The organism is Agrobacterium sp. ST15.13.013 (genome assembly GCF_027956525.1).
In the GTDB taxonomy this organism is placed as follows: Bacteria; Pseudomonadota; Alphaproteobacteria; order Rhizobiales; family Rhizobiaceae; genus Agrobacterium; species Agrobacterium salinitolerans.
Window position 1 is genome coordinate 204,232 of record NZ_JAQKGP010000003.1, and the last position, 22,760, is coordinate 226,991.

23 protein-coding genes are annotated in these 22,760 nt (G+C 60.8%); 14 read left to right on the forward strand and 9 right to left on the reverse strand.

Annotation, left to right across the window (positions count from 1 at the left end; translation table 11 throughout):
• The first annotated feature begins 210 nt into the window (after nucleotides 1-210).
• Nucleotides 211-840, forward strand: coding sequence for a DNA-3-methyladenine glycosylase I (locus PL597_RS04625; protein WP_271364669.1), 630 nt, complete (start codon nucleotides 211-213; stop codon nucleotides 838-840).
• Nucleotides 837-1,280, forward strand: a complete 444-nt coding sequence (locus PL597_RS04630; RefSeq protein ID WP_271364670.1) for a hypothetical protein — start codon at nucleotides 837-839, stop codon at nucleotides 1,278-1,280. The genes PL597_RS04625 and PL597_RS04630 overlap by 4 nt, the downstream gene beginning before the upstream one ends.
• Nucleotides 1,281-1,295: 15 nt before the next feature.
• Here PL597_RS04630 and PL597_RS04635 read toward each other — a convergent pair whose 3' ends face one another.
• Nucleotides 1,296-2,339 carry a YeiH family protein gene (locus PL597_RS04635; RefSeq protein WP_089153242.1) on the reverse strand — a complete coding sequence of 348 codons (1,044 nt, stop codon included), beginning with the start codon at nucleotides 2,337-2,339 and terminating at the stop codon, nucleotides 1,296-1,298.
• 81 nt (nucleotides 2,340-2,420) lie between these two features.
• Here PL597_RS04635 and PL597_RS04640 point away from each other — a divergent pair, with 81 nt between their 5' ends.
• Nucleotides 2,421-3,338, forward strand: coding sequence for a LysR family transcriptional regulator (locus tag PL597_RS04640; protein WP_271364671.1), 918 nt, complete (start codon nucleotides 2,421-2,423; stop codon nucleotides 3,336-3,338).
• A gap of 25 nt (nucleotides 3,339-3,363) precedes the next feature.
• On the opposite strand, the gene PL597_RS04645 is transcribed toward PL597_RS04640, so the two are convergent.
• Genes PL597_RS04645 through relB form a run of 3 tightly spaced genes read right to left on the reverse strand, consistent with a single transcriptional unit; the run spans nucleotide 3,364 to nucleotide 4,615 of the window.
• Complete coding sequence (locus tag PL597_RS04645; protein ID WP_142912815.1) at nucleotides 3,364-4,128, reverse strand: hypothetical protein; 765 nt, start codon at nucleotides 4,126-4,128, stop codon at nucleotides 3,364-3,366.
• A gap of 6 nt (nucleotides 4,129-4,134) precedes the next feature.
• Nucleotides 4,135-4,404 (reverse strand): type II toxin-antitoxin system RelE family toxin, encoded by a 270-nt coding sequence (locus tag PL597_RS04650; protein ID WP_077983311.1) that lies wholly within the window; start codon nucleotides 4,402-4,404, stop codon nucleotides 4,135-4,137.
• A complete protein-coding gene (gene relB / locus PL597_RS04655) occupies nucleotides 4,388-4,615 on the reverse strand; it encodes a type II toxin-antitoxin system RelB family antitoxin (RefSeq protein ID WP_077983309.1) in 228 nt (75 codons plus the stop codon). Before relB ends, PL597_RS04650 begins: the two co-directional genes overlap by 17 nt.
• A 236-nt stretch (nucleotides 4,616-4,851) precedes the next feature.
• On the opposite strand from relB, the gene hisS reads away from it, so the two are divergent.
• From hisS to hisG, 4 genes are read left to right on the forward strand one after another with little or no spacing between them, the layout of a single operon-like run.
• Nucleotides 4,852-6,375 (forward strand): histidine--tRNA ligase, encoded by a 1,524-nt coding sequence (hisS, locus tag PL597_RS04660; protein WP_137409827.1) that lies wholly within the window; start codon nucleotides 4,852-4,854, stop codon nucleotides 6,373-6,375.
• A gap of 4 nt (nucleotides 6,376-6,379) precedes the next feature.
• The gene (locus PL597_RS04665; RefSeq protein ID WP_269823298.1) at nucleotides 6,380-6,748 is read left to right on the forward strand and encodes a VOC family protein; all 369 of its coding nucleotides are present in this window, start codon (nucleotides 6,380-6,382) and stop codon (nucleotides 6,746-6,748) included.
• 16 nt (nucleotides 6,749-6,764) lie between these two features.
• Nucleotides 6,765-7,892 carry an ATP phosphoribosyltransferase regulatory subunit gene (locus tag PL597_RS04670; protein WP_271364672.1) on the forward strand — a complete coding sequence of 376 codons (1,128 nt, stop codon included), beginning with the start codon at nucleotides 6,765-6,767 and terminating at the stop codon, nucleotides 7,890-7,892.
• The gene (hisG, locus tag PL597_RS04675; protein ID WP_271364673.1) at nucleotides 7,889-8,581 is read left to right on the forward strand and encodes an ATP phosphoribosyltransferase; all 693 of its coding nucleotides are present in this window, start codon (nucleotides 7,889-7,891) and stop codon (nucleotides 8,579-8,581) included. The genes PL597_RS04670 and hisG overlap by 4 nt, the downstream gene beginning before the upstream one ends.
• Before the next feature lie 58 nt (nucleotides 8,582-8,639).
• Here hisG and PL597_RS04680 read toward each other — a convergent pair whose 3' ends face one another.
• The 4 genes from PL597_RS04680 to groES all read right to left on the reverse strand — a co-directional run bounded on the left by PL597_RS04680 (nucleotide 8,640) and on the right by groES (nucleotide 12,324).
• Nucleotides 8,640-9,086 (reverse strand): DoxX family protein, encoded by a 447-nt coding sequence (locus PL597_RS04680; RefSeq protein WP_142912818.1) that lies wholly within the window; start codon nucleotides 9,084-9,086, stop codon nucleotides 8,640-8,642.
• Between the two features lie 152 nt (nucleotides 9,087-9,238).
• Nucleotides 9,239-9,658, reverse strand: a complete 420-nt coding sequence (locus PL597_RS04685; RefSeq protein ID WP_271364674.1) for a hypothetical protein — start codon at nucleotides 9,656-9,658, stop codon at nucleotides 9,239-9,241.
• Between the two features lie 661 nt (nucleotides 9,659-10,319).
• Nucleotides 10,320-11,954, reverse strand: a complete 1,635-nt coding sequence (gene groL, locus PL597_RS04690; protein ID WP_077982872.1) for a chaperonin GroEL — start codon at nucleotides 11,952-11,954, stop codon at nucleotides 10,320-10,322.
• A 73-nt stretch (nucleotides 11,955-12,027) separates the two neighbouring features.
• Entirely contained in the window at nucleotides 12,028-12,324 is a 297-nt protein-coding gene (gene groES / locus PL597_RS04695) for a co-chaperone GroES (protein ID WP_077982871.1), read from the reverse strand.
• Nucleotides 12,325-12,691: 367 nt separating this feature from the next.
• Between groES and PL597_RS04700 the strand changes: the two genes are divergently transcribed.
• The 4 genes from PL597_RS04700 (at nucleotide 12,692) to PL597_RS04715 (ending at nucleotide 18,548) form a co-directional block, all read left to right on the forward strand.
• Nucleotides 12,692-13,540, forward strand: coding sequence for a TIGR01459 family HAD-type hydrolase (locus PL597_RS04700; RefSeq protein WP_269823296.1), 849 nt, complete (start codon nucleotides 12,692-12,694; stop codon nucleotides 13,538-13,540).
• Nucleotides 13,541-13,587: 47 nt separating this feature from the next.
• Complete coding sequence (locus PL597_RS04705) at nucleotides 13,588-14,568, forward strand: bifunctional riboflavin kinase/FAD synthetase (RefSeq protein ID WP_269823295.1); 981 nt, start codon at nucleotides 13,588-13,590, stop codon at nucleotides 14,566-14,568.
• Nucleotides 14,569-14,848: 280 nt separating this feature from the next.
• Complete coding sequence (gene ileS / locus PL597_RS04710; protein WP_271364675.1) at nucleotides 14,849-17,752, forward strand: isoleucine--tRNA ligase; 2,904 nt, start codon at nucleotides 14,849-14,851, stop codon at nucleotides 17,750-17,752.
• A gap of 142 nt (nucleotides 17,753-17,894) precedes the next feature.
• Nucleotides 17,895-18,548, forward strand: coding sequence for a hypothetical protein (locus PL597_RS04715; protein WP_271364676.1), 654 nt, complete (start codon nucleotides 17,895-17,897; stop codon nucleotides 18,546-18,548).
• A gap of 46 nt (nucleotides 18,549-18,594) precedes the next feature.
• Here the strand turns inward: PL597_RS04715 and PL597_RS04720 are convergent, their stop codons facing one another.
• Nucleotides 18,595-19,053, reverse strand: coding sequence for a nucleoside deaminase (locus PL597_RS04720; RefSeq protein WP_077982867.1), 459 nt, complete (start codon nucleotides 19,051-19,053; stop codon nucleotides 18,595-18,597).
• Nucleotides 19,054-19,124: 71 nt separating this feature from the next.
• Between PL597_RS04720 and PL597_RS04725 the strand changes: the two genes are divergently transcribed.
• From PL597_RS04725 to PL597_RS04735, 3 genes are all read left to right on the forward strand, one after another.
• Nucleotides 19,125-21,056, forward strand: a complete 1,932-nt coding sequence (locus PL597_RS04725; RefSeq protein WP_271364677.1) for a pseudouridine synthase — start codon at nucleotides 19,125-19,127, stop codon at nucleotides 21,054-21,056.
• Nucleotides 21,037-21,594, forward strand: coding sequence for a 16S rRNA (guanine(966)-N(2))-methyltransferase RsmD (gene rsmD / locus PL597_RS04730; RefSeq protein WP_137409836.1), 558 nt, complete (start codon nucleotides 21,037-21,039; stop codon nucleotides 21,592-21,594). Before PL597_RS04725 ends, rsmD begins: the two co-directional genes overlap by 20 nt.
• 187 nt (nucleotides 21,595-21,781) lie before the next feature.
• Nucleotides 21,782-22,708: a patatin-like phospholipase family protein gene (locus PL597_RS04735; RefSeq protein ID WP_077982864.1), complete on the forward strand. Its 927-nt coding sequence runs from the start codon at nucleotides 21,782-21,784 to the stop codon at nucleotides 22,706-22,708.
• Nucleotides 22,709-22,760: the final 52 nt, after the last annotated feature.

Sequence of the window (22,760 nt, forward strand, 5' to 3'; positions counted from 1 at the left end):
CGCAACTATGGATTTGCGGGGCTGTTCGCCCGCTTTGACGGACAGGTTCGCACCTCGACGCCAGCGAATCGTAAATGGCGGCTCATTAAAAAGCGCTTGATTAGGGAAAGCTGTATTTAAGGTTAGCACCCGGTTTTGAAACGTGGTGAATGAGTGGTAAGTGCGCGGTCTGAACCGGTCGCGGGCTGGAGTGAGAAGGGTGATTGCGGAATGAATGAAGCGGGACTTGAAACGGGCGCGGATGGCCTGGTGCGGTGTTTCTGGCAGCAGGGACTTGCGGATTACAGCCGTTACCACGACGAGGAATGGGGTTATCCCGTCACCGACGATCGCCGCCTTTTCGAGAAGATTTGCCTGGAAGGTTTCCAGTCCGGCCTTTCCTGGCTGACCGTTCTGCGCAAGCGCGAGGCTTTCCGTCTCGCTTTCGCCAATTTCGAATTCGAAAAGGTGGCGGAATTCGGTGACGCCGATATCGAGCGCTGCCTTGCCGACAAGGGCATCATCCGCCATCGCGGCAAGATCGTTTCGACCATCAACAATGCCCGCCGCGCCATGGCGCTGCGCGATGAATTCGGTTCGCTCGCCCGTTATTTCTGGGGTTTCGAACCCGCTGCCGCAGAAAGGCCGCAAAGGCTGGACTATGCGACGTTAAGGGCCAATCCCACCAGCGCCGCCTCCATCCGCCTTTCCAAGGATTTGAAGAAACGGGGCTGGACCTTTGTCGGCCCGACGACCGTCTATGCATTCATGCAGGCCATGGGTATGGTCAACGACCATATCGAAGGCTGTCATTGCCGCCAGCCGATAGAGGTCATGCGGCGGGAGTTTGTACGTCCATGAAGGTAACCTCCCTTCTTCTGGCGCTCACCATGGCCGTGGCTGCCTTGCCGCATCCATCCTTGGCGGAAAGCCGCAATGTCGATGGCATCTGGCTCGATGACGGTGAAAGGCTGAGGGAAGTAGCCCTGCCGCCGGAAGGACCGCTGACGCTGGACGGCTGGACGCGGCGTGGGCGTGGCGATGTGTATCGCCTGAAGGTGAAGGCGGGGCAGACGGTGAAGATCGAACTTGCCGCGTCAAGCGAATTTGTGCTGATGGCGATATTCGATTTTTCGACGCCGGATGAGGACGCGATCTTCTTCAGCGATTCCCAAGGGAAAACGGCGACCCTGACGCCCAAGGCGGATACGGAATGGCTGATCCGCCCGACGCTGATCCTGGGATCGCCGCGCCGCGGGCTCGGCGCGCACTACACCTTGACGATCAGCACCGGAAAATAACGCCCCGCCTTTTGCTCAGGCGGCCTGGGTCAGCATGATCAGGCCGAAACTCAGAACGCCCAGCAGCACGAGCGACAGGCTGGCGGCAATGATGACCTTGCCACCGGCATGGCGAAGGCTGCGAATATCGACGGATAGTCCCAGAGCCGCCATCGACATGATCGTGAGAATGTTGGAGAGCGAGGCGACGGGGGAAAGCAGGACCTCGGGGATGAGGCCAAAGGAGCGTGCCATGATCATCAGCACGAAGCCGATGATGAACCACGGAACCATCTGCTGCAGCTTCAGGCGTCCCTTGCCGGACTGGCCGTGAATGACGGAGAGAGTGGCGATGACAGGCCCTAGCATCAGCACGCGGATGAGCTTGACGATGGTGCCCGTCTGCACGGCCACGGCTCCTAGCGGTGCGGTGGCGGCCAGAACCTGCGGCACGGCATAGACCGTAAGCCCGGCGAAGATGCCGTATTGGGTGGCGTCGAGTCCGAGGAGCTGCGGCAGGAACGGCATCAAAAGCACGGCAGCGACACCGAGAACGGCAGTAAAAGCAATCGAGGCGGCGACATCTTCAGGCTTGGCGCCGATGGCGGGCGCAGCAGCTGCAATGGCGGAATTGCCGCAGATGGAATTGCCGCAGGCGATAAGGGTTGCGAGTTTGGGCGGTAGACCCAGCATTCGTCCGGCTGCGTAGCTCACAGCCAACGACAGCGCCACGATCAGCGCGATGCCGCCGATCAGCAAGCCGCCAGCGCCTTTGAGAATGGAAAGGCTCAAGGATGCGCCGAGAAGCGCCACGGCGATCTCAAGCAGCGTCTTGGCACTGAACTTTATCCCCGCCGAAGCGACTGAAGGCAGCGACACCAGCGAACGCAAAAGCGTGCCGATCAGGATGGCAAGCACCAGATCGCCAAGCCAGGCGTGGCCGGCAATCCGTACCTGAAAACGCTCCGCCAGAATGGCCGCGCAGCTGACCGCCGCGCAGATGAGAATGCCCGGCAGAAGCGGGCTGAGCCAGCGGAGAGAAAACTGAAAGGGGTGAGCGAGGGTGCGATGGTGTGCCATGGGCAGACAATGCCGCAGTCGCCTGTTTTATTCTATCAAATAATATGGCATATATCGTTCGATAAAATCGAATGAAACGCCATGACCTTCGAACAGCTCCGCATCTTCATCGCCGTTGCCGAACGCGAACATCTGACCCGCGCTGCCGAAGCCATTGGCCTCACGGCTTCCGCCGTCAGCTCCGCCATCAAGAATCTCGAGGCCTTTTATAATGTCGAGCTGTTCCATCGCGTCGGCCGCAACATCGAGTTGACCGAAAGCGGCCGGGCCTTTCTGGGTGAGGCCAAGGCGACGCTGGCGCGTGTGCGCAATGCCGAATTGATCCTCTCGGAAATGGGCGGGCTGACGCGGGGCGAAATCACCGTCTGCGCCAGCCAGACCATTGCCAGCTACTGGCTGCCGCCCATCCTGATGCAGTTCAAAAAACTCTATCCCGGCGTCACGGTCCGGCTGGATATTGGCAATACCAAGACTGTCACGCAGGCGGTGCTGGAGGGACTGGCGGAGGTCGGGTTCATCGAAGGCAGGATTGACGAGCCGGCATTGATGGTGCAGCCGGTCGTCTCGGACAAGCTTCTGGTCGTCACCGGTTCGGCCCATCCCTTTGCCGACGGTCGGTATCTTACCGCGCTCGACATGCTCCATGGCACGTCCTGGGTTCTGCGCGAACAGGGCTCCGGCACGCGCTCCGCCTTTGAAGCGGCGGTGCGGCAGATGGGTGTGGATCCGGGTGAGCTCTCCGTCATGCTGGAATTGCCATCCAACGAGGCCGTGGTGATGGCTGCCCGCTCCGGCGGCGCGGCCACCGCCGTCTCCGCTTCCGTCGCGTCGCTTTTCCTGCGACAGGGCCTGCTGGTCCGCGCCGGTATCGATCTGCCGGCACGCAATTTTGCCCTGCTGCGCCACAAGGAGCGCCATACCAGCCGCGCTGCGATGGAGCTGGAGCGTCTCAGCCGGGCGGCGTCGGAGGATTATAAGGCGGGACTTGCGGGGTTGTAGGCCGCAGGCGCAAGGCGCGTGATGATCACGTCATTTCCCGCGCAATGACATGATGCACGATGCGATAATCCCTGCTTTCCTCCCCGAAGGGGGCTAGTGGCCAGTCCCATGCAGCAGCAGGCGCGGCAATCTCGATGCCATGCAGCAGGTCTTCATGCTGCTGCACGCTTCCATCCTTGCCGATGACATCGAAGGCTGTATCCGTCACAAGGCAGACCTTGCAGGGCAGGCCGGCCAGTGCATCGACATGCGTATGGATGAGCTTTGGCAGGAGATCGTCCGGCACAGTCGCGATTTTCTCCCGCTCCAGCCGATGCTGCGCGCCCGTGCCGAGCTGCGACAGGAGGTTGGCCGAGACGACGAAATCGAGATAGGGCACTCGCCGCAGGAAATCGAGCGGTTCCGCCGTCCGGCCCGCCAGGAGATCATCGAAGCCGGAGAGATCGCGATTGGCGATGCGGACATTCTTTTTGGCGTTCAGCCGCAGCTTCGCCTGGACGCTGGCAAGATGCACCAGATCGACCAGAACGACGGTATCGAACATCGCTACCAGCGCATCGTGGGGCACATCCCGCAACAGGCCGGAACCCAGAACGACTGCCGTCCGTCGCTGCTTCAGCTTTCTCGCCGCTTGCAGCACGAATTGCCGGCTGTTGTTCTCATGCTCCGCCCAGGCTTTCGCGCACCGATTGGCGCGCGCCCAGAGGTTGACGGAATAGCGGACATGCGGCCGGAATTCTTTCGGCGTGACCGCACGGGTAGCGGCATATTGCAGGGCTTCGAGGATCATGAATGCCTAACGGTAAATTTCACGGCGATGGCCGATTTCGACCACCAGAACGACCAGCTTGTGGTCCTGTATATCGCAGATGATGCGGTAATCGCCCACCCGGTAACGCCAGTAGTTTCCGAGTTCGGAACCCTGTAGGGCCACGCCGGTTTGGCGCGGGTCGTCCAGCGCCGCCAGCCTTTCATGGAGAAAGCTGCGGATACGCCGGCGCACTTCCGGGTTTATTTTGCGCATCTCTTTCTGGACAAGCGTGTGATATTCAATTGTCCAGATCACGCCAGAACTCCTCGGCGCTTATTACCTTCGATTCACCGTTCTGAATGCGGCGCGTCGCCTCTTCGGCAAGATAGAGGTCTTCCATATCCTCGATATGCTTCTCGATCGCCTCGCGGATATAGTAAGCGGATGTGCGGCCCGTGCGCTCAGACAGGGCCTTCAGCCGCTCATAGGTCTCATCAGGCAGGCGGATGGCCGTCTGTTTGCTCATGGGGGCAGGTCCTTTACGATCCGAAGTGGGATACACGTATCCCATATATCATCACTTGCCTTGCGGGGCCAGCAGAACCACAGCCTTTGCGGCTTGCCGCACCGGGCTTCATCCTCTAAAGCATGTCTCCCAAAAGTGCGCAGCTATTTTGGGATAAAGACATGCGCAAAAACAGAAATTAAAGCGCGGCGCGCTTTAACACCGGCATAATTTCAGGAAAATATCGGATCGGCATCATGAGCGAAAAAGCAAAAAAGCCTCAGAAACTGAAAGCCCGCCTGCCGCGCGGCTTCGTGGATCGTTCTGCTGCCGATATCCATGCCACCAATGAGATGATCGAGAAAATCCGCAAGGTCTACGAGCTTTACGGTTTCGATCCGATCGAGACCCCTCTGTTCGAATATACCGATGCGCTCGGAAAATTCCTGCCCGATAGCGACCGTCCGAACGAAGGCGTGTTTTCGCTACAGGATGACGACGACCAATGGATGAGCCTGCGCTACGACCTGACCGCACCGCTCGCCCGTCATGTCGCTGAGAATTTCAACGAAATCCAGCTGCCTTACCGCACCTATCGCGCCGGTTATGTCTTCCGCAATGAAAAGCCAGGCCCCGGCCGCTTCCGGCAGTTCATGCAGTTCGATGCCGATACGGTGGGCGCCTCCGGCGTGCAGGCCGATGCCGAAATGTGCATGATGATGGCCGATACGATGGAAGCGCTCGGCGTCAGCCGCGGCGACTATGTCATCCGCGTCAACAACCGCAAGGTGCTCGACGGCGTCATGGAAGCGATCGGCCTCGGGGGTGAGGACAATGCCGGTCGTCGTCTCAACGTGCTGCGCGCCATCGACAAACTCGACAAGTTCGGCCCGGAGGGCGTGAAGCTGCTGCTCGGTCCCGGCCGCAAGGATGAGTCGGGTGATTTCACCAAGGGTGCGGGCCTCGGTGACGAGCAGATCGAAAAGGTTCTGTTTTTCGTCGGTATCACGAATTATGCCGATAGTGCCGATGATCTTGCAAAACTGGTTGCGGGTACGGCGAAGGGCGAGGAAGGCGTTGATGAACTCAACACCATCGGCGCCCTGGTCTCCAGTGCCGGTTATGATGCGACACGCATCAAGATCGACCCCTCCGTCGTTCGAGGCCTCGAATATTATACGGGTTCGGTCTTTGAGGCTGAGCTGACTTTCGACGTCACCAATGAAAAGGGCGAAAAGGTAGTGTTCGGCTCGGTCGGCGGTGGCGGTCGTTACGATGGTCTCGTTTCGCGTTTCATGGGCCAGCCGGTTCCGGCTACTGGCATCTCCATCGGCGTTTCACGCCTGATGACGGCGCTGAAGAACCTCGGCAAGCTCGGACAGGTCAAGCCGCTCGCCCCGGTGCTCGTCACGGTCATGGATGGCGATGTGGAGAGCATGGGCCGTTACCAACGCTTTACCCAGGCGCTGCGCGCCGAGGGCATCCGCGCCGAAATGTACCAGGGCAACTGGAAGAAATTCGGCAACCAGCTGAAATATGCCGACCGTCTCGGCTCCCCCATCGCCATCATTCAGGGCGGTGACGAGCGCGCCGAGGGCGTGGTGCAGATCAAGGATCTGATCGAAGGCAAGCGCCTTTCCGGCGAGATCGAGGACAATGCCAGCTGGCGCGAGGCGCGGGTGGCGCAGGTCAGCGTGCCGGAAGCCGAGCTGGTGGCGAAGGTTCGCGAGATTCTGGAGCATCAGGCAGAGGACGTTCGCCGCGCCGCCGAAGGGCGCTGAAGCCATGGCGATCCTTGCGCTCGACCATGTTCAACTGGCAATGCCGGCGGGCTGCGAAGAAGAAGCGCGGCGGTTTTACGGCCGCCTGCTTGGTTTTGCGGAGCAGGCAAAGCCCGCCAATCTGGCCGCACGCGGCGGGTGCTGGTTCACCTGCGGCCCGATAAAACTGCATCTCGGCGTCGAGCAGGATTTCCGCCCGGCGAAGAAAGCCCATCCGGCCCTTCTGGTCGATGATCTGGCAAGCTTGCGAAAAACACTTGAAACAGCAGGCTGCCATGTGGTTGAGGATGAGCCGCTGGAAGGGTATCACCGGTTTTATGTCCATGATCCCTTCGGAAACCGCATCGAAATGATGCAGCCGCTCGAACCGTGACGAAAAGTACCGTTCCATGCCCCTGATCGACATGCCGGAATTTGCCGGAGAGCTACTGGAAGAATTCGCCGCGCGCCGCACAAGCCGCGTGAACACGCCCGTCATCCAGCCCGCCGAACCGTTTCTGGATATGGCCGGCGAGGATTTGCGCCGCCGTATCTTCATGACGGAAAGCGAGACGGGGACAAGCCTCTGCCTGCGCCCCGAATTCACCATCCCAGTCTGCCTGCGCCATATCGAGACGGCGACCGGTACGCCGAAGCGTTATTCCTATGTGGGTGAGGTCTTCCGCCAGCGCCGTGAAGGTGCAAGCGAGTTCTATCAGGCCGGCATCGAGGATCTCGGCGATACCGATATCGCCGCCGCCGATGCCCGCGCTGTCATCGACGCCACCGGCATTCTGCAGCGCCTGCTGCCGGGCCGGGCGCTCGCCGTCACGCTGGGCGACCAGCAGGTATTCGAGGCGGTGGTTGCAGCGCTTGGCCTGCCGCTTGGCTGGCAGAAGCGGCTGGTGCAGGCTTTCGGCGATATGGCGCAGCTGGACGCGCTGCTGGAAAGCCTTATGCATCCGAAGCCAATGACCGGCCTCGACGCGCGGGTCGCCGGCCTTCTGGCGACGGGCGACGAGGCGGTGCTGGTCGATTATCTCGACACGGTGATGCAGGAAACCGGCTATTCCACCAATGCCAGCCGCTCACCGCTCGAAATTGCCCGCCGTCTGCGGGAGAAGCTCGCGCTTGCGGCGACGCGCCTGCCGGATGAGAGTTTCGAGTTGCTGAAACAGTTCCTCGCCTTGCAGGCGCCTTTGCCTCGGGCCTCGCAGGTCCTTGGCGATTTTGCCGCCAAGGCCAAACTGAAGCTGGACGGCGCGCTTTCCGCTTTCGATAAACGCGTTGCGGCCCTTGCCAATGCCGGTGTCGATCTTGAAACCGTGACCTATGGCGCTGCCTTTGGCCGCCCGCTCGATTATTATACCGGCCTTGTTTTCGAGGTGGTGGAGGCTGGCAGCGACAGCGTGCTGGCGGGCGGCGGCCGTTACGACCGGCTGCTCACGCTTCTCGGCGCACAGGAAAAAATACCGGCCGTGGGCTTCTCGCTCTGGCTGGATCGCATCGAGACGGTGCGCGGGAGCGACAAGCCATGATCACCATCGCATTGCCCTCCAAGGGCCGGATGAAGGAAGACGCGTCCGCCGTTCTGGAACGCGCCGGGCTGAAGGTCGCGTCGGTCGGTAACGACCGCTCCTATCGCGGCCGTATCGAAGGACGTGACGATATCGAGATCGCCTATCTCTCAGCCTCTGAGATCGCCCGCGAGATTGGCGCCGGCACGGTGGATTTCGGCGTGACCGGGGAAGACCTCGTGCGCGAGGGGCTGACCAACGCCGATGCGCAGGTGGAGTTCTGCGCCCGCCTCGGTTTTGGCCATGCCGATGTCGTCGTCGCCGTGCCGGAAATCTGGCTGGATGTGGACAGCATGGCCGATCTGGGCGATGTGGCATCCGAATTCCGCGCCCGCCATGGCCGCAGACTGGCGATCGCCACCAAATATTGGCGGCTGACGCAGCAGTTCTTTTCGCGCCAGCACGGCATTCAGCTTTATCGCATCGTCGAAAGCCTTGGCGCAACGGAGGGCGCGCCGGCGGCAGGGCAGGCGGATATCATCGTCGATATCACGTCCACCGGCTCGACGCTCAGGGCCAACCACCTGAAAATCCTCTCGGACGGCATCATCGTCCGCTCGGAAGCCTGCTTCGTGCGCGCCCGCAAGCCCGACCATGAAGGCGATGCGGCGGTTCAGGAAATCGTCTCGCGCATCAGGGCTGCGGTCTGATGACGTAAAAAAAGCCGCCGGAGCGATCCGGCGGCTTTTTTTTGGTAATCGGTTTCGCTTATGCGTGGGCGACAGCCGCGCCGCGCTTGGCGTCGACGGAATAGGCGCCAGCGCCGAAGGCGGCAAGCAGGATGTAAGCGCCGGCAAGGGTGATGTTCTTGACCATCATGATGCCGTTCAGCGTGTTGATCCAGCCAAGAGCCGGCTCAGGCCAGCCAGGAACGGCAACGGTGCCGCTGTGGAAAACCAGACCGGTGAAGATGCAGAAAACGGCAAGCGCCCAGGCAGCGATCTTGGTCTGGAAACCAGCGAGAATGGCAAGGCCGGCGACGAGTTCGAACAGGCCTGCAATATAGGCAAGCGCGGTTGCGGCGGGCAGGCCGGCGCCGGTGATCATGCCGGCCGTGCCGGCCGGATCGACGAGCTTGCTGAAGCCCGAGGTGATGAAGATGAAGGAAAGCAGAAGACGGGCGATGAGAACGAGAACGTTCTGGCTGGTGGACATGGATATCTCCGGTAAATAATCGGCGTGTCGCCGGTTGAACTGCAATGTCTGGAGATATCAATGACCGAAAATCATCCGCCCATAAAGATGAACAATAGAAGACAAATCGTCTTCATTTTGTGAACGGTCTCGGGTGTCTATCCGGATTATGTTCAGGCGGCGAAGCGAATATCCTCAAAGCGCGGAAACAGGAAAAGTCCGGTTATGCGCCCTTGCTGGCCGTTTTCGAAGCCGGAAGATTCACCCATGCAGATGACCGGCTGCCGCATCGCCGGCAAGATGGAAAGGCCGGTTGAAAAACAGAAACGTGAGGGCGCGGTGGAAACCTGCTCGAAAAGTTCCAGCACGCGGGCGTGGTCTGCGCGGTCGTAACAGCGGACAAGGCTGAGCAATCCGCACTCGCCCGGCGGCAGGCCGTGCATAAATGACGCATGTTCGCCGAGCCGGATGACGCCGCTCGAAAGATCGCTGCTCCACTCCTCCGACATGAAAAAATGCGACAGGGTCCGGGGATCGGGCGTGGTTGTTACCGCCGCAGGCAGAGCATCGTTGCGTCTTGATATTTCAAACAAATCGCGCCCCCCGCATGAACACGTGCCAGCACCGCCGCTTCAAGCGCCACTGCCAGGTCGAACCCTTACCGCCACCCGCAGTCGAGCGTATTTGCCATACATCGAAACCCCTTCAATGCGTGGCCGCCTCGGCGCGGAACCCTTACGGGGGGTGACTTATAGTTTATTTTCCACTACCTACAACAACCACTCAGTGAGAAAATCAAAAATATTATGTATTTCTTCTTCAAAATCGTGAGGCATGCGAAAAAGTACAACTAAACAGCGCACTTATAAGACGGTCCGAGTTGAGGTCGGCCCCGTATGGGGTGGTGATTCGCTGGTGAATGTGCCCCATTATTGCATAGGGCTGCAAAAAATAGCCGGATAAAATCACGCCTGTTCCAAAACGGGACAATACACGAACTTCTCCTCCTGCGGCCTTAAGAATTGTGCAACCTGTTGATTCCATGTGGCATCTCTCGCGAGAGCGTCGACGTCCTTCTTGGGAGAGGCCCAAGAACCTGCAAACGACTGATTTTATTGGATGTGATTATATCCTTGGGGACGGCCCAAGGATGAGGCCGTTAAGCTGCGCCGCCTTCTGTCAATCACCTAGGTACCGGCAAAGAAAAAGGGCGATCCGAAGACCGCCCTTTCTTAATTCCGGTGACAGGACTGATTAGAAGTCCATGCCGCCCATGCCGCCGCCCGGCATTGCCGGCATCGGAGCGTCCTTCTTCGGAAGCTCGGCGATCATGGCTTCGGTGGTGATCAGCAGCGAAGCAACCGAGGCTGCGTTCTGCAGAGCCGTGCGGACAACCTTGACCGGGTCAACGATGCCGAGCTGGATCAGGTCGCCATATTCGCCGGTCTGGGCGTTGTAGCCGTAGTTGTCTTCGTTCTTCTCGAGGATCTTGCCAACAACGATCGAAGCTTCGTCACCCGCGTTGTCTGCGATCTGGCGAACCAGAGCCTGCAGGGCGCGGCGGATGATGTTGACGCCAGCTTCCTGATCGTCGTTTTCACCCTTGACGGTGATCTTCGTGGAGGAACGCAGCAGGGCAACGCCGCCGCCCGGTACGATGCCTTCCTGAACGGCAGCGCGCGTCGCGTTGAGAGCGTCGTCGATGCGGTCCTTCTTTTCCTTCACTTCGACTTCCGTCGAGCCGCCGACGCGGATAACGGCAACGCCGCCAGCGAGCTTGGCAAGACGTTCCTGCAGCTTTTCGCGGTCGTAGTCGGAAGTGGTTTCTTCGATCTGCGCCTTGATCTGGGCAACACGGCCTTCGATGTCGGACTTCTGGCCGGCGCCGTCGACGATGGTGGTGTTTTCCTTGGAGATCGAAACCTTCTTCGACTTGCCGAGCATGTCGAGAGTAACGTTTTCGAGCTTGATGCCGAGGTCTTCGGAGATGACGGTACCACCGGTCAGGATGGCGATGTCTTCCAGCATGGCCTTGCGGCGGTCGCCGAAGCCAGGAGCCTTGACAGCAGCGATCTTGAGGCCGCCACGCAGCTTGTTGACGACGAGCGTTGCAAGAGCTTCGCCTTCGACGTCTTCAGCGATGATGACGAGCGGCTTGCCGGTCTGAACGACGGCTTCGAGAACCGGCAGCATGGCCTGAAGGTTCGAGAGCTTCTTTTCGTGCAGGAGGATGTATGCGTCTTCGAGGTCCGCAATCATCTTTTCCGGGTTGGTCACGAAGTAGGGCGACAGGTAGCCGCGGTCGAACTGCATGCCTTCGACGACTTCGAGTTCGGTTTCAGCGGTCTTGGCTTCTTCAACGGTGATGACGCCTTCGTTGCCGACCTTCTGCATTGCTTCAGCAATGTCGAGGCCGATCTGACGCTCGCCGTTTGCAGAGATCGTGCCGACCTGTGCAACTTCTTCGGACGTGTTGATCTTCTTGGCCTTGGCCTGAAGGTCCTTGACGACTTCAGCGACGGCCAGATCGATACCGCGCTTCAGGTCCATCGGGTTCATGCCGGCAGCAACTGCCTTGGAACCTTCGCGAACGATGGCCTGGGCCAGAACGGTCGCGGTGGTGGTGCCGTCACCGGCAATGTCGTTGGTCTTGGAGGCAACTTCGCGAACGAGCTGCGCGCCCATGTTCTCGAACTTGTCTTCCAGTTCGATTTCCTTGGCGACGGAAACGCCGTCCTTGGTGATGCGCGGAGCGCCGAAGGACTTGTCGATAACGACGTTACGACCCTTCGGGCCGAGCGTGACCTTCACTGCATCAGCAAGAATGTCGACGCCCTTGAGCATCTTTTCGCGTGCTGTGCGGCCGAATTTTACTTCTTTGGCTGCCATGTTCAAAACTCCTGGTTTCGAATGGCCGGACGGGGTCCGGCTTGAAATTTAAGGAAGGATGGGTTGGCCGAAATCAGCCGATGATGCCCATGATGTCGGCTTCCTTCATGATCAGAAGGTCTTCGCCGTTGAGCTTGACTTCGGTGCCCGACCACTTGCCGAACAGAACCCGGTCGCCAGCCTTGACGTCGAGAGCGACGACCTTGCCGGACTCATCGCGTGCGCCGGAACCGACGGCGACGATTTCGCCTTCCTGCGGCTTTTCCTTGGCGGTATCGGGAATGATGATGCCGCCCTTGGTCTTTTCTTCGGACTCAACGCGACGAACGACGACGCGATCGTGAAGCGGGCGGAAGTTGGTGCTTGTCATTGTCTAATCCCTCGATCAAATGACTGCGCGAGTTTTTGCACTCGCCTGATGGGTGTTAGCACTCTCGTTTATCGAGTGCCAGCGGAACCGAGATAAGGAGGGCTTCTGCCGGAGTCAAGAACGCCCTGTCTGAAAAATTTCATGGCTTATGGTTATCAGCGTTCCATGACAGAAATTTCCCATGTGCGGGCAGGCGCTACGACGACATTCTTTTCGCGGGTTGCGGCCGCATCGTATCTAGGGGGTATTTGTGTTCATGCTGCGTCAGGCGGGTCAAAGACCGCCCTGGCGGCGCTTTTTTCCTTGCCATTGGCGTCCCGCTTTGCGATGTGACGCTCACCCTTTTCTAGCATCCGGAAAGCATCTCATGGCCCATCGCATTCTCACTCTCGGCGAAATCACTGATGGGTTCGACGTTATTCTTTCGGATGTCTGGGGCGTGCTGCACAATGGCGTCAGCGCCTTTCCGGATGCGGCAGTTGCGCTGCACGAAGCGCGCAAGGCCGGCAAGACGGTGGTGCTCATCACCAATTCGCCGCGCCCCGCTCCCGGCGTCATCGCCCAGCTTCGCGTTCTCGGCGTGCCGGATGAGGCTTATGATCGGATCATCACCTCTGGCGACGTGACCCGCGGACTGATTGCGGAAGGCCCGAAAAAGGTCTTCCTGCTTGGCCCCGAGCGCGACATGCCGCTGCTGGAAGGCCTTGATGTTGACGTCGTTGGCGAGGCACAAGCGCAGTCCGTGGTCTGCACCGGCTTTTTCGACGACGAGACGGAAACGCCGGAAGATTATACCGAAATGCTCAAGGGCTTCATCGCCCGCAATGCACCGATGATCTGCGCCAACCCCGATCTTGTGGTGGAGCGCGGCGAGCGCATCATTCCCTGCGCCGGCGCCATGGCGGCCTATTACGAACAGCTCGGCGGCGAAGTCCGCATTGCCGGCAAACCGCATGCGCCGATCTATGAGGCCTGCCTTGCGGCGGCCAAGGAAGTGCGCGGCGCCTTCGCCAAGGACCGCGTGCTCGCCATCGGCGACGGCATGCCGACGGATGTGAAGGGCGCGATTGCGAGCGGCCTAAACCTTCTTTATATCAGCGGCGGCATTCACGCCGCCGAATATACGCTGAACGGCCAGACGGACGAGGCGCTTCTCAACGCCTATCTCAAGGGGCAGGGTGCTGCTCCCGGCTGGTGGATGCCCCGTCTTGCTTGAAGCCGTCTCGGCTAAGGAATAGCTGGCGCAGGAATGGATCGATTGCCATGACCGTCTTTCACCGCAATGAAAAAAAGGAGCCGCTGCCGGAAGCCCTTCGCGGCGGCGTCATCGCCATCGGCAATTTCGACGGCGTGCATCGCGGCCACCGGGCTGTGCTGGATCGTGCCCTGGAACTGGCGGAAGCCCGCGGCGTGCCCGCGCTGGTTTTGACCTTCGAGCCGCATCCCCGTTCCGTCTTCCGTCCCGATACGCCGGTCTTCCGCCTCACGCCCGCGCCGCTGAAGGCGCGCATTCTCGAGGCCATCGGTTTCCGCTCCGTCATCGAATATCCCTTCGACCGGGAATTTTCGCAGCGCTCGGCGGAGGAATTCGTCCAGTCTATTCTGGTCGACTGGCTTCACGCCAGCGCTGTTGTCACCGGATTCGATTTCCATTTCGGCAAGGGCCGCGAAGGCGGCCCGGCATTTCTGATGGCGGCCGGCAAACGCCACGGTTTCGACGTGACGCTGGTGGATGCCTTCCGCGACGAAGGTGCGGATGTCGTCTCCTCCAGCCGCATCCGCTCGCTTCTGTGCGAAGGCGATGTGGTGGGCGCCGCCGGCCTGCTCGGCTATCGCTTCACGGTGGAAAGCGAAGTCATCGGTGGCCAGAAGCTCGGTCGCACGCTGGGTTATCCGACCGCCAACATGGCGCTGGCGCCGGAAACGGAGCTGAAGGCCGGCATTTATGCCGTGCGGTTCCGCCGCCCGGACGGTTCGATCCGCGATGGCGTGGCGAGCTTCGGTTACCGCCCGACCGTCACCGAAGACGGTGCGGCGCTGCTCGAAACATTCGTCTTCGATTTTTCCGGCGATCTTTATGGCGAGGTCTGTTCGGTCTCCTTCTTCGGGCACCTGCGCGATGAATTGAAATTCGACGGTCTTGATCCGCTCGTCGCCCAGATCAGGCGCGATGAAGAAGAGGCGAGGGCGATGTTATCGGGCGTGCGCCCGCTCAGCGAACTGGACGCCAGGATCGCGTTCTGACCGGGTAAGGCCGGTCAGCCCCTGTTCCGGTCGATATTGCCGTCGCTTTTCTCTTCCTTTTTGCCGGAAAACCGCATAAACAACCGGCCATGTCCCAATACCGGTTGATGTTTAAAACTCAGATTGGCCGAATTATTGGCCCGGCCTTCCGCCCGCTCTGACGAGCCGGAAGGTCCGGGATTTTGGCGCTTGTCATGACTTTGGTCATGGCGCTTTCCGTATTTGCCCTCTTTGAAATTGAGACGGCGCGACCGACACGGCGCGCAACAACGGTATGATTATGAGCGACACCGCAGAAAAACTGGATTACTCCTCCACCCTCTATCTGCCGCAGACGGATTTTCCGATGCGCGCCGGCCTGCCGCAGAAGGAACCGGAAACGGTCAAGCGCTGGCAGGAAATGGGCCTCTACAAAAAGCTGCGCGCCTCCGCCGCCGGCCGCGAAAAATTCGTGCTGCATGACGGCCCGCCCTATGCCAACGGCAACATCCACATCGGCCACGCGCTGAACAAGATCCTGAAGGATGTCATCACCCGCTCGTTCCAGATGCGCGGTTACGACGCCAATTACGTGCCCGGCTGGGATTGCCACGGCCTGCCGATCGAATGGAAGATCGAGGAAGCCTATCGCGCCAAGGGCAAGAACAAGGACGAGGTTCCGGTCAACGAATTCCGCAAGGAATGCCGTGACTTCGCGGCCGGCTGGATCAAGGTTCAGTCGGAAGAGTTCAAGCGTCTCGGCATCGAGGGCGACTTCGAAAACCCCTATACGACGATGAACTTCCACGCCGAAGCCCGCATCGCCGGCGAGTTGCTGAAGATCGCCAAGAGTGGTCAGCTTTATCGCGGTTCCAAGCCGATCATGTGGTCGGTGGTCGAGCGCACGGCGCTGGCGGAAGCGGAAGTCGAATACCACGATGTCGAGAGCGACATGATCTGGGTGAAGTTCCCGGTCAAGGATGCGGCTCCCGGACTTTCCGGCGTCTCCGTCGTCATCTGGACAACGACGCCGTGGACCATCCCCGGCAACCGCGCCATCGCGTTCTCTTCGCGGGTCGAATATGGCCTGTTCGAAGTCGAAAGCGCGCAGAACGATTTCGGCCCGCAGCCGGGTGAAAAGCTGATCTTCGCCAAGAAGCTTGCCGATGAGGCGGCGGCCAAGGCGAAGCTGACCTTCAAGTTCGTTCGCGATGTGACAAGCGAAGAATTGGCCGCCATCACCTGTGCCCATCCTTTGGCGTCGCTTGGCTACACCTTTCCGGTTCCGCTTCTCGATGGCGATCACGTCACGGACGATGCCGGTACGGGCTTCGTGCACACCGCACCAAGCCATGGCCGCGAGGACTTTGATGCCTGGACGAACAGCGTCCGCACCCTTGAAGCACGCGGGATCGATACCAAAATCCCGTTCCCGGTCGATGACGCCGGTTTCTACACCGAAGACGCTCCCGGTTTCGGCCCGTCGGCCGAAGGCGGTGCTGCCCGTGTCATGGACGATAACGGCAAGAAGGGCGATGCCAATGAGCGCGTCATCAAGGCGCTGATCGCTGCCAATAACCTGTTTGCGCGCGGCCGCCTGAAGCACAGCTATCCGCACAGCTGGCGCTCCAAGAAGCCTGTCATCTTCCGCAACACGCCGCAATGGTTCGTCTATATGGACAAGGAACTCGGCGACGGCACGACGCTGCGCTCTCGTTCGCTTGACGCCATCGACCAGACGCGTTTCGTGCCGGCCTCCGGCCAGAACCGCCTGCGCGCCATGATCGAAGGCCGGCCTGACTGGGTTCTGTCGCGCCAGCGCAGCTGGGGCGTGCCGATTGCCGTTTTCGCCGATGAGAAGGGTGAAGTTCTGGTCGACGAAACCGTCAACGCCCGCATTCTCGAGGCCTTCGAGGCCGAAGGCGCTGATGCCTGGTTTGCCGAAGGCGCCAAGGAACGTTTCCTCGGCAATGACCACGACCATGCCAGATGGCAGCAGGTCATGGACATCCTCGACGTCTGGTTCGACAGCGGCTGCACCCACACCTTCACGCTGGAAGACCGCCCGGACATGAAATGGCCGGCGGATGTCTATCTTGAAGGCTCCGACCAGCATCGCGGCTGGTTCCATTCGTCGCTGCTGGAAAGCTGCGCCACGCGTGGCCGTGCGCCCTATAACGCGGTTGTGACCCATGGTTTCACCATGGACGAGCAGGGGCGCAAGCAGTCGAAATCGCTCGGCAACGTCGTTGCCCCGCAGGAAGTCATGAGCCAGTCGGGCGCCGACATCCTGCGTCTTTGGGTCATGACCACGGATTACTGGGAAGACCAGCGCCTCGGCAAGGCCATCATCCAGACAAATGTCGATGCCTATCGCAAGCTGCGCAACACCATCCGCTGGATGCTCGGCACGCTCGCCCATTACGAGGGCGAGGAGATCGCTTATGACGATCTGCCGGAACTGGAAAAGCTGGTGCTGCATCGCCTGTCCGAACTGGATGGCGTCGTTCGCGAAGGTTACGACGGTTTCGAATTCAAGAAGATCACCCGCGCGCTGATCGACTTTGCCAATGTCGAGCTTTCCGCCTTCTATTTCGATATCCGCAAGGACACGCTTTATTGCGACGCGCCGTCGTCGCTGAAGCGCCGCGCGGCCCTGTCCGTCATCGCCAAGCTGTTCGATTGCCTGGTCTCGTGGCTCGCGCCAATGCTGCCCTTCACGACGGAAGAAGCGTGGCTGTCGCGTTATCCGGATGCGGAATCGGTGCATCTCGTCCAGTTCCCGGAAATTCCGGCGGAATGGAAAAACGATGCGCTTGAAGCGAAGTGGGAGAAGATCCGCAAGGTCCGCACGGTCGTCACTGGCGCGCTTGAAGTGGAACGCCGTGAAAAGCGTATCGGCTCTTCACTGGAAGCTGCCCCTGTCGTCCACATTGCCGACGCCGATCTTCTGGCGGCGCTGCAGGGGCAGGATTTTGCCGAAATCTGCATCACCTCCGCCATCTCGGTGGTGGGCGATGAAGGCCCGGCCGATGGCTTCCGTTTGCCGGAAGTGGCGAAGGTCGTGGTCGAACAGAAGCTGGCGGAAGGTGCAAAATGCGCCCGCTCCTGGCGCATCACCACCGATGTCGGGTCCGATCCGGAGTATCCCGACGTCTCGGCCCGCGATGCGGCGGCCTTGCGTGAGCTAGCCGCACTCTCGTAACGAAAATGACCGGATGAATTGCGCTTTGCCTCTTCATCCGGTACACCTGCCTGAAAATGGCCGGATTTGCACGGCAATGCGGGCTGCCGCCTGCCGAAAGACGATGTCTGGCGAAGTGGGACGGACGGCTGGAAGGGTTTCAATGAAGATGATGAAGGCTTTTGGGCAGGGTAGTGCGCAGGGTTTGGGCATGTTTCGCACGGTTGTTGGCGTCACGACGATGGGCGTGCTGCTGGGCGCCTGCACCAGCCCGACCTACGGTACGGGCAAGACGGCGGCCGAACAGCTGGTCGACGACCTCGGCAACGCGACCTCGATCACCGGTGACCAGAGCAAGCGCAACCTGAAATACGGCCCCCGCCCGGGCCTCGTCGTTCCCGCCCAGGCCCGCGCCGAACAGCTGACCACGCCGCAGCAGAACATGGCGAACCGCGAAAACAATCCGCAATGGGTCGAATCGCCGGAAGAAACCCGTGAACGTCTGCGCGATGAGGCGGACGCCAACAAGAACAACCCGCATTACCGCTCGCCGCTGCTCGCCGGCAACGGCACCGCCGGCCAGATGACCGAAAGTCAGAAATGGGAAGCCTTCCGCAAGGCCAAGGCTGACGCCCAGGGCGGCTCCGTGGTGAATGCCCAGCGCAAGTTCCTGACCGATCCGCCAGCCGAATATCGCAGCCTTCCGCAGGATCAGCTGACCGATCTCGGTGAGCCGGAGCAGAAGAAGGCAAAGCGCCGCAAGAAAGAAGCGGCCGTGGCGAACACCGGCAAGAGCTGGTGGAACCCCTTTCAGTAAAATATGACTGATGGCTGGCGGGAAATTTGTTTCTCCCGCTCGCCGCTCAATCCTCGAGGCGTTTCTCTCTGAAAAATTGCCGCAGAATCTCCGCACTTTCACTTTCCGCCAGACCCGAATAGACATCCGGTGCATGGTGGCATGTCGGCTGGCTGAAGAAACGCACGCCGCTCTCCACTGCGCCGCCCTTGGGGTCCTGCGCGCCGTAATAAAGCCGGCGGATACGGGCGAATGAAATCGCCGCCGCGCACATGGTGCAAGGCTCCAGTGTCACGTAGAGATCGGCGCCGGGCAGGCGTTCCTGCTCCAGCGCCTCGCAGGCCATGCGGATCACGGCGATTTCGGCGTGCGCCGTCACATCGTTCAATTCACGGGTGCGATTGCCGGAACGGGCGATGACGCGGCCGTCCAGAACCAGTACAGCGCCGATCGGAACCTCCTGCCGCTCAGCCGCGGCACGGGCTTCGACAAGCGCCAGCTCCATGAAATGCGTCCTTTCGGCCATTGCGATTCAATTTCCTCTTAACCCTTGTGCTTGGACCTGATAGGACAGCCCAAACAACAGGCAAACAGCAAATGACTTTTAAAGACAAGCCGAAGCGTGACGGCGGCAAGACAATTAGCCGCGACAGGAAGCCGAAAGGCCCCGGTAAGCCCGCCGCAGAGCGCGAAAAGAAACCGACCGAGGCAAAGGCCGCCCCGGCACCGGAAACCGTTGGCGGCTCCAAGCCCGAGCGCATTTCCAAGATCATGGCGCGCGCAGGCGTCGCCTCGCGTCGCGATGTCGAGCGCATGATCATGGAAGGCCGCGTATCGCTGAACGGCGTCAAGCTGGATACGCCGGTGGTGAACGCCACGCTGTCCGACAAGATCGAAGTCGACGGCATGCCTATTCGCGGCGCCGAGCGCACGCGCCTGTGGCTTTACCACAAGCCCGCCGGTCTGGTGACGACCAATTCCGACCCGGAAGGCCGCCCGACCGTCTTCGACAATCTGCCGGGTGAACTGCCGCGCGTGCTCTCCATCGGCCGTCTCGATATCAATACCGAAGGCCTGCTGTTGCTCACCAACGATGGCGGTCTTTCCCGCGTGCTGGAACTGCCGACCACTGGCTGGCTGCGGCGCTACCGCGTGCGCGCCCATGGCGAGGTCGATCAGGCAGCGCTCGACAAGCTGAAGGAAGGCATTGCCGTTGACGGCGTGCTCTACGGCGCAATCGACGCAACGCTCGACCGCACCCAGGGCCACAATGTCTGGATCAGCATGGGCCTGCGTGAAGGCAAGAACCGCGAGATCAAGAACGTGCTCGGCGCGCTCGGTCTCGAGGTCAACCGCCTGATCCGCGTTTCCTACGGTCCGTTCCAGCTCGGCGATCTGCCCGAAGGCAAGGTGCTGGAAGTGCGCGGCCGCATGCTGCGCGACCAGCTGGGCCCGCGTCTCATCGAACAGGCCGGCGCCAATTTCGACGCGCCGATCTACAATGCGCCCGTTGAGGATGAAGAAGACGACACGCCGAAGCGGCCCGTGAAATCCGAATGGGCAAAGAGCGATGCGCCGGAAGGCAAGCCACGTTTCGAAAAAAGCGGCAAGTCCGAGGATCGTCGTGAAAAGGCGCTTGGACGGCTGGATACCAAGCGCGGCGACAAGCCAGCTGGCAAGTTCGGTTCCAAGCCCGCCGGGAAATTTGCCGCCAAGGGCCGCAGCGAGGATGAGGGCGACGACCGTCGCCCCCGCCAGCCCGCCGGCACCAGCCGCACGGCCAATGTCTGGATGGCGCCCGGTGCAAGGCCCACCCGTGACGGCAAGGAGCGCAAGTCTTCCGCCCGCGCGGAAGCCGAAAACCTCTTCAAGAAGCCTTCCGCCCAGGACGAGGCGCGCCGCAACGTCGTGCGGCATGCGGATGCCGAGGGCGAGTGGATCCGCTCGGATTCTCCCCGCGAAGAAGAAGGTGGTCGCGGACGCGGCGACCGTCCGCGCGGTGAAAAGAGCTTCGGTGACCGCCCGGCACGCGGCGGCAAACCTTTCGGCGACCGGCCATTCCGCGACAGGCCGCGTGAAGAGGGTGATCGCCCGCGCGGCGAAAAGAGCTTCGGTGACCGCCCGGCACGCGGCGGCAAACCTTTCGGCGACCGGCCGTTCCGTGACAAGCCGCGTGAAGAGGGTGATCGTCCGCGCAGCGACCGCCCACGCGGCGAAAAGAGTTTCGGTGATCGCACCGCCCGCGGTGAAAAACCCTTCGGTGACCGTCCGTTCCGCGACAGGCCCCGTGAAGAGGGTGATCGCCCACGCGGCGAGCGCCCGGCGGGCGACAAGCCGCGTGGCGGCAAGCCGGGCGGCAAACCCGGTTTCGGCAAACCATCTTTCGGAAAATCGGGCGAACGTTCAGGTTTCTCAGGCAAGAGCAAAGGCCCCGGCGGTCCCGGCGGCGGCAAGCCGGGCGGCAAAGGCCCGGGTGGCAAACCTTCTGGAGGCAGGGGAATGACACGTAATGCGGATCGTAGGCGGTGAGTTCCGCGGCCGGACATTGGCCGCGCCGAAATCGAATTCCATTCGTCCGACCATCGACAGGACGCGGGAAAGCCTCTTCAATATTCTGAGTCACGCCTATCCGGAAAGTCTGGACGGCACGCGCGTTCTGGACGTTTTCGCCGGAACCGGCGCCGTCGGTCTGGAGGCGCTTTCGCGCGGCTGTCGTGTGGCGCTCTTCGTCGAAAACGGCGTGGAGGGCAGGGGGCTGCTCTGGGAAAATATCGATGCGCTGGGTCTGCATGGCCGCGCCCGCATCCTGCGGCGTGATGCCACCAAGCTCGGCGGCGTCAACAATATAGAGCCCTTCGATCTTCTCTTCGCCGACCCGCCCTATGGCCATGGCCATGGTGAGAAGGCTTTCGCGGCAGCGCACAGCGGCGGCTGGCTGACACCTGGCGCGCTTGCCATTCTCGAAGAGCGCGGCGATGTGGCGGTGAAGGTCGATCCGGTATTCAAACCGCTGGAAAGCCGCATCTTCGGCGATACGAAAATGCATTTCTACCGCTACGAGCCCTGAAGCATTTCAAGGAAAAGTGGAGCCCGGTTTTCCGTCCGGAAATGCGACAGAACAAGATTTGGAGTGTTTCCGCGCTTGGAAGAAAAGCGAAAACACTCCGACAGGAACACCTTACCGTCATGCCACGGTCTTGTCTTGTTTGCGCAATAGGCAGAATCTTTGCCGTGGAAAGAATTTGGGTATTCGCATGGAGCAGGGTGTAAACGAGAGCATAACGATCGTCCGCGCCGGGGAAGAGGTTCTCGAAGGTGACGGCGCGGGTGGCCATGAGCCGACTTTCGGACTGGCGCTCGGCGGCGGCGGCGCACGCGGCATCTGCCACATCAACGTCATCGAGGCATTGGACGAACTCGGCATCCGGCCCGTTGCGATTTCCGGTTCGTCCATAGGCTCCATCATCGGCGCGGGCATGGCGGCCGGCATGACCGGCCGGGAAATCCGCGAATACACGCTTGAACTCATGGGACGAAAAGGATCGGTCGCCAACCGGCTCTGGAGCCTCGGCCCGGCATCGATGCGCCATGCGGTGGACGGTTTTCGCCTCGGGCAGTTCAACCTCGAACTCATCCTGCACGCCTTGATGCCGCAGGCCCTGCCGAAGGATTTTTCCGAGCTTGCCATTCCGCTCAAAGTGATAACGACGGATTATTACGCCCAGACCGAAGTGTTGGTGGAAAGCGGCGAGATCATTCAGGCGCTGGCGGCATCCGCCGCCATTCCGGCACTGTTCATGCCGGTGCGCATCGATGGCCGCATCATGATCGACGGCGGCATCTTCAATCCCGTGCCCTATGAACATCTGCTGGATCGGGCCGATATCGTCATCGGCGTCGATGTCGTCGGTGGCCCGGAAGGTGACGGCACCACCATGCCGAACCGGCTGGATAGCCTGTTCGGCGCCAGCCAGCTGATGATGCAGGCGGCGATTGCCCTGAAACTGAGGTTACGCCCGCCACACATTTTCCTTCGCCCCCCGGTCCACCGTTTCGGCGTGCTGGATTTTTTGAAGTCGGAGGAGGTGCTGAATGCCTCCAGCGGTATCAAAGACGAGCTGAAACGCCATATCGAGATGCAGGTGGAGCTGTTTCACCGCGGGCAGGGTGTGGAGGCTTGAGCGTTAAATCCTGAATAGGGAGCGAGCGGGTGCCACCCGTTTCTTCTCCCCG

Bases quoted from the DNA above. Each gene is read 5' to 3' on its own strand.
- PL597_RS04625 (WP_271364669.1), top strand. From the start codon at position 211: ATGAATGAAGCGGGACTTGAAACGGGCGCGGATGGCCTGGTGCGGTGT.
- PL597_RS04630 (WP_271364670.1), top strand. From the start codon at position 837: ATGAAGGTAACCTCCCTTCTTCTGGCGCTCACCATGGCCGTGGCTGCC.
- PL597_RS04635 (WP_089153242.1), bottom strand. From the start codon at position 2,339: ATGGCACACCATCGCACCCTCGCTCACCCCTTTCAGTTTTCTCTCCGC.
- PL597_RS04640 (WP_271364671.1), top strand. From the start codon at position 2,421: ATGACCTTCGAACAGCTCCGCATCTTCATCGCCGTTGCCGAACGCGAA.
- PL597_RS04645 (WP_142912815.1), bottom strand. From the start codon at position 4,128: ATGATCCTCGAAGCCCTGCAATATGCCGCTACCCGTGCGGTCACGCCG.
- relB (WP_077983309.1), bottom strand. From the start codon at position 4,615: ATGAGCAAACAGACGGCCATCCGCCTGCCTGATGAGACCTATGAGCGG.
- hisS (WP_137409827.1), top strand. From the start codon at position 4,852: ATGAGCGAAAAAGCAAAAAAGCCTCAGAAACTGAAAGCCCGCCTGCCG.
- PL597_RS04665 (WP_269823298.1), top strand. From the start codon at position 6,380: ATGGCGATCCTTGCGCTCGACCATGTTCAACTGGCAATGCCGGCGGGC.
- PL597_RS04670 (WP_271364672.1), top strand. From the start codon at position 6,765: ATGCCCCTGATCGACATGCCGGAATTTGCCGGAGAGCTACTGGAAGAA.
- hisG (WP_271364673.1), top strand. From the start codon at position 7,889: ATGATCACCATCGCATTGCCCTCCAAGGGCCGGATGAAGGAAGACGCG.
- PL597_RS04680 (WP_142912818.1), bottom strand. From the start codon at position 9,086: ATGTCCACCAGCCAGAACGTTCTCGTTCTCATCGCCCGTCTTCTGCTT.
- groL (WP_077982872.1), bottom strand. From the start codon at position 11,954: ATGGCAGCCAAAGAAGTAAAATTCGGCCGCACAGCACGCGAAAAGATG.
- groES (WP_077982871.1), bottom strand. From the start codon at position 12,324: ATGACAAGCACCAACTTCCGCCCGCTTCACGATCGCGTCGTCGTTCGT.
- PL597_RS04700 (WP_269823296.1), top strand. From the start codon at position 12,692: ATGGCCCATCGCATTCTCACTCTCGGCGAAATCACTGATGGGTTCGAC.
- PL597_RS04705 (WP_269823295.1), top strand. From the start codon at position 13,588: ATGACCGTCTTTCACCGCAATGAAAAAAAGGAGCCGCTGCCGGAAGCC.
- ileS (WP_271364675.1), top strand. From the start codon at position 14,849: ATGAGCGACACCGCAGAAAAACTGGATTACTCCTCCACCCTCTATCTG.
- PL597_RS04715 (WP_271364676.1), top strand. From the start codon at position 17,895: ATGAAGATGATGAAGGCTTTTGGGCAGGGTAGTGCGCAGGGTTTGGGC.
- PL597_RS04720 (WP_077982867.1), bottom strand. From the start codon at position 19,053: ATGGCCGAAAGGACGCATTTCATGGAGCTGGCGCTTGTCGAAGCCCGT.
- PL597_RS04725 (WP_271364677.1), top strand. From the start codon at position 19,125: ATGACTTTTAAAGACAAGCCGAAGCGTGACGGCGGCAAGACAATTAGC.
- rsmD (WP_137409836.1), top strand. From the start codon at position 21,037: ATGCGGATCGTAGGCGGTGAGTTCCGCGGCCGGACATTGGCCGCGCCG.
- PL597_RS04735 (WP_077982864.1), top strand. From the start codon at position 21,782: ATGGAGCAGGGTGTAAACGAGAGCATAACGATCGTCCGCGCCGGGGAA.